General features: G+C 71.4%; 3 protein-coding genes. All 3 read left to right on the plus strand.

What is annotated here, in order from left to right:
* The coding region (locus P409_RS33345) for a YdcF family protein (RefSeq protein ID WP_034848800.1) at positions 1 to 385 on the plus strand (385 nt) is incomplete at its 5' end.
* Positions 386 to 391: 6 nt separating this feature from the next.
* On the plus strand, positions 392 to 1,147 hold the full coding sequence (locus tag P409_RS33350; protein WP_034848802.1) for a lysophospholipid acyltransferase family protein: 756 nt from the start codon (positions 392 to 394) through the stop codon (positions 1,145 to 1,147).
* A 7-nt stretch (positions 1,148 to 1,154) separates the two neighbouring features.
* The coding region (locus tag P409_RS33355) for a hypothetical protein (RefSeq protein WP_034848804.1) at positions 1,155 to 1,820 on the plus strand (666 nt) is incomplete at its 3' end.

Raw genomic sequence — 1,820 nt, forward strand, 5'->3', positions numbered from 1 at the left:
GCGCCTGCTGGTCAGCGGCGTGCACCGCGACGTGAAGCTGGAGGAGCTGTTCGCCCTGTCGCCGACCGATGATTCGCTGCGCTGCTGCGTCGATCTCGGCTACGCCGCCGCCGACACCATCGGCAACGCGCAGGAGGCGGCGGAATGGATGCGGGCGCACGGCTTCCGCAGCCTGCGCCTCGTCACCTCGAACTACCACATGCCGCGCAGCATGCTGGAATTCCGCGCTGCGATGCCGGAGATCGAGATCAAGCGCCAGCCGGTGGATCCGGAGACGGTGCATCTCGACCGCTGGTGGGCCTGGCCCGGCACGGCGCGGCTGATCGTCTCCGAATACAACAAATTCCTGGTTGCGCTGGCGCGCGTCACCCTTCGCAGGATATAGGGCGTCATGGTCATCCTGCGCTCGGCCCTCTACACCCTGCTGTTCTACGGCTGGACCACGGTCTGCTGCTTCGCGCTGCTGCCGTCGATGCTGCTGTCGCACCGCACGATGATGGCCTGGATCTTCGTCTGGCTGCGCGTGACGCATTGGCTGGAGAAGACCATCCTCGGCATCGACTACCGGGTGGTCGGGCGCGAGAACCTGCCGGACGGCGCCTGCATCGTCGCCGCCAAGCACCAGTCGGCCTGGGAGACGCTGAAGCTGCACCTGCTGCTGCCCGACCCGGCGATCGTGCTGAAATCCGAGCTGCTGAAGGTGCCGGTCTGGGGCAAGTACCTGCTGAAGACCGGCATGATCCCGGTCGACCGCGGCGCCGGCAGCCGGGCGATCCGCAGCATGATCGAGCACGCCAGGGTGCGCGTGGCGGAAGGCCGGCCGATCGCCATCTTCCCGCAGGGCACCCGCACCGCGCCGGGCACCTGGCGGCCCTACCGCATCGGCGTCGGCGCCCTCTATGAGGGCCTGAACGTTCCGGTGGTGCCGATGGCGCTGAACTCCGGCGTGTTCTGGGGCCGCCGCGCCTTCCGCAAGCGCCCCGGCACGATCACGGTCGAGTTCCTGCCGCCGATCCCGCCCGGCCTGCCGCGCGAGGAGATGATGCGGCGGCTGGAGGAAGAGCTGGAGACGGCGTCCGAGCGCCTGTCGGTCGCCGCCGGCGGGCCGCCGACGCCGCGCCCGGCCAAGATCACGGCGACGGTCTGAGCACCGGTTGCGACGGCTTCGCCTCTCTCTTCTTGTCATCGCGGTCGCCGGCCTGTCGCTGCTGGCGACGGCGCTGGTGCTGCGCCTGCCCGGCGCCGCCACCCTGGTCGGCAATGCCGACGCGCTGTACCTGCCGGCGCTGTTCGACGACCTGCATCGCGGCCTCGACGCGCTGCGCGGCTGGCACCTGACGCCCGGCCCCTATGTGGTCCCCGACATGGCGGTCTACGGCCTGGCCGATTTGGCGACCGGCGATTTCCGCCAGGCCCTGCCGCTGGCCGCGGCGCTGCAGCTGGCCCTGCTGCTGCTGCTCGGCGGCGCCGTGCACCGCGCCGCGGGCGGCCGCTCCGCCGCCATGGCCGTGGCCGCCTTCGCCCTGGTGCTGGCGCTGCTCTTCGGCTTCGGCTGGGGCCTCGCCGGCGCCTATGCGCTGAACTGGCTGGTCTACCCCTTCGTCGTCACCTTCCATTTCGGCGCGATCCTGATCGCGGCCGCGGTGCTGCTGCTGGTGCTGCGCCAGCTCGACCGGCCGGGTCCCTGGCCGCTGGCGGGGCTGGCCGCGATGATCCTGGCCGGGGTGCTGTCGGACAGCTTCGTCCTGCCCTATGCCGCAGCGCCGGCCCTGGCCTTGTCACTGCTCTGCGCCCTGGCGCCGCGGAGCCGCGAGGCGGCG

Source organism: Inquilinus limosus MP06 (assembly GCF_000767795.1).
In the GTDB taxonomy this organism is placed as follows: domain Bacteria; phylum Pseudomonadota; class Alphaproteobacteria; order DSM-16000; family Inquilinaceae; genus Inquilinus; species Inquilinus limosus_E.